4 protein-coding genes are annotated in these 1,726 nt (G+C 68.5%); all 4 read right to left on the bottom strand.

The features are described from left to right. Positions 1-178 precede the first annotated feature (178 nt). Entirely contained in the window at positions 179-445 is a 267-nt protein-coding gene (locus tag ACWDA7_RS52590) for a hypothetical protein (protein ID WP_450615286.1), read from the bottom strand. A gap of 185 nt (positions 446-630) precedes the next feature. Then, positions 631-909 carry a hypothetical protein gene (locus ACWDA7_RS52585; protein ID WP_432930799.1) on the bottom strand — a complete coding sequence of 93 codons (279 nt, stop codon included), beginning with the start codon at positions 907-909 and terminating at the stop codon, positions 631-633. Between the two features lie 340 nt (positions 910-1,249). Continuing rightward, positions 1,250-1,381 (bottom strand): hypothetical protein, encoded by a 132-nt coding sequence (locus tag ACWDA7_RS52580; protein WP_450615284.1) that lies wholly within the window; start codon positions 1,379-1,381, stop codon positions 1,250-1,252. A 75-nt stretch (positions 1,382-1,456) separates the two neighbouring features. Then, positions 1,457-1,648 carry a hypothetical protein gene (locus tag ACWDA7_RS52575; RefSeq protein ID WP_450615282.1) on the bottom strand — a complete coding sequence of 64 codons (192 nt, stop codon included), beginning with the start codon at positions 1,646-1,648 and terminating at the stop codon, positions 1,457-1,459. Positions 1,649-1,726: the final 78 nt, after the last annotated feature.

Genomic DNA, 1,726 nt, shown 5'->3' with positions numbered 1-1,726 from the left:
TACGGGCCGCTGTCCTCTCCTACCTTGCCGCCCACGGCGCCCCGGTAGCGATCACCGTCACCGTCACCGTCACGGTCACCCGCATCGCCGCCCGGGACCACACAGCATGAGCGCCAAACGCGACAGCCGGCGCGGAGACCCGACTGGTGCGTGGCGGGCCAGACCCCGATGCGTGCCGTCACCGTAGCCAGGTGCCGCGCACATCCGCCATCCACGCGGCGAGGTCGTGGCCACCGCATTCGGCGATGAGCTGGCCGAAGGGGGGCCACATCCACCCTCCCCTTCGTCGTCTTACAACGGCTACTGGGAAGCGGTGTCGCCCCGCCGGTACGCTGGCGATCTCCTCCAGGCGGTCGACGAGTTCGTCCTCGCGTTCGCCGAAAGTCGCCTGGTCGATCCGGTCGTCGAGCAGCGCCTCCTCCGGCACGGTGGGTTCACGTTCCACCGGTTCGAGGTCGTAGTACTCCCGAACTCCCTCTCGGCGGCCTCCACCGCGCAGTCCACGACCCAGTCCACGCCCTGCATCGGCGTCAGCGGGAAGGTGGATGCCCCGGAACGCCGGTTGAATGGAGTACGCGGAGGCCCCTGCCCACTCCACAGCGGGAGCCCCGTTGGGCGGGAGCGGGGTGGTCAGCCGGTCTTCTGCCGTTCCCGCAGTTCGTGGATGCTACCGGCGGTGATGGTGCCGTCCTGCTGCTCGTAGTGAGAGAGGGCGAGACCGAGGCCGAAGAAGGTGGGGGCCCATTCACCGACGAAGATGCCCCATCGGTCGGCGCGGTCTATGCCGGCGCCGCGTTCGGTTTGGAGGCTGGTGATCCAGGAGGCGATGCTGAGGCCGATGGATGCCATGCCCGCGAGATAGGCGTGTTCGCTGCGGATGCCCATTTCGTGCATGCTCTTGATGATCATAAGGGGCTCCCTTTTGTGAGGGGGTTTCGGCCCGAGTACCCCCACGCGGTCGGCCCTATTGGGTGAGCTTGTGATGTTACGGTCCCCGCCGTGTCGTGACGCGGCCGTGCCTACTCGTCCGCCGGTCTGGTGTTCCGTTCGATTGCCTCGCAGGGGGGCATACAAGCTGGGCGCCGCGCCCGTAGCGGCAGGTGAGCCCCCGGCGGCGGACGCACGGGCCGACCTGCGCCGGTGTGCAGCCCAGCGTGATCGCGGCGGACACGCGGTCCGTGGCGGGGGGCCTATTCTCATGCCTCCGCGCGGACACCCAAAGCAGCAGCTCCTGCGGGTCCCGCGAAGGTCAACGGTGCCTGGCCTTCAGCAGCATGACCACGAGGGCCACAACCAGGATCGCGAACATGATGGCGGACCACGGAAAGAGTGCCTCCGCTCCGTCCGCCATGCAGGGGAGCTTTCCGCATACGAAGTTCATGGGGATCGCCTCCTTCTGGAAAGCCAGCGGGAACGGCAGATTCCGTGGTTCCGGGCACCCGCGACCGGTTTTCCGTCACCTCACGAACTGGGTGCTCTGCTCGATGGCCCGGCCGTGGGGGCGCAGCAGTTGGGCGCCGGGCCCGTAGCGGCAGGTCAGTCCCTGGCAGCGGGCGCCCGGGCCGACCTGTGCGGGTGTGCAGCCCAGCATGATCGCTGCGGACACGCGGTCCGTCGTGGGGTCGATGCGTCTGGGCACCTCGTTCATGTATCCGAATGTACGTCGCGGCTGCCGAGCTCAACCCGATCGCCGCCTAGCGGCGTGCGGCATCCCGGGGGGTGGCGT

Source organism: Streptomyces sp. NPDC001156 (assembly GCF_053598275.1).
The sequence above is the reverse complement of the archived record's forward strand: the minus strand, read 5'-3'. Positions and strand labels throughout refer to the sequence as shown.

What these genes read in the sequence shown, in the direction of transcription:
- ACWDA7_RS52585 (WP_432930799.1), bottom strand. Translation starts at nt 909, where the DNA reads ATGATCATCAAGAGCATGCACGAAATGGGCATCCGCAGCGAACACGCC.
- ACWDA7_RS52580 (WP_450615284.1), bottom strand. Translation starts at nt 1,381, where the DNA reads ATGAACTTCGTATGCGGAAAGCTCCCCTGCATGGCGGACGGAGCGGAG.
- ACWDA7_RS52575 (WP_450615282.1), bottom strand. Translation starts at nt 1,648, where the DNA reads ATGAACGAGGTGCCCAGACGCATCGACCCCACGACGGACCGCGTGTCC.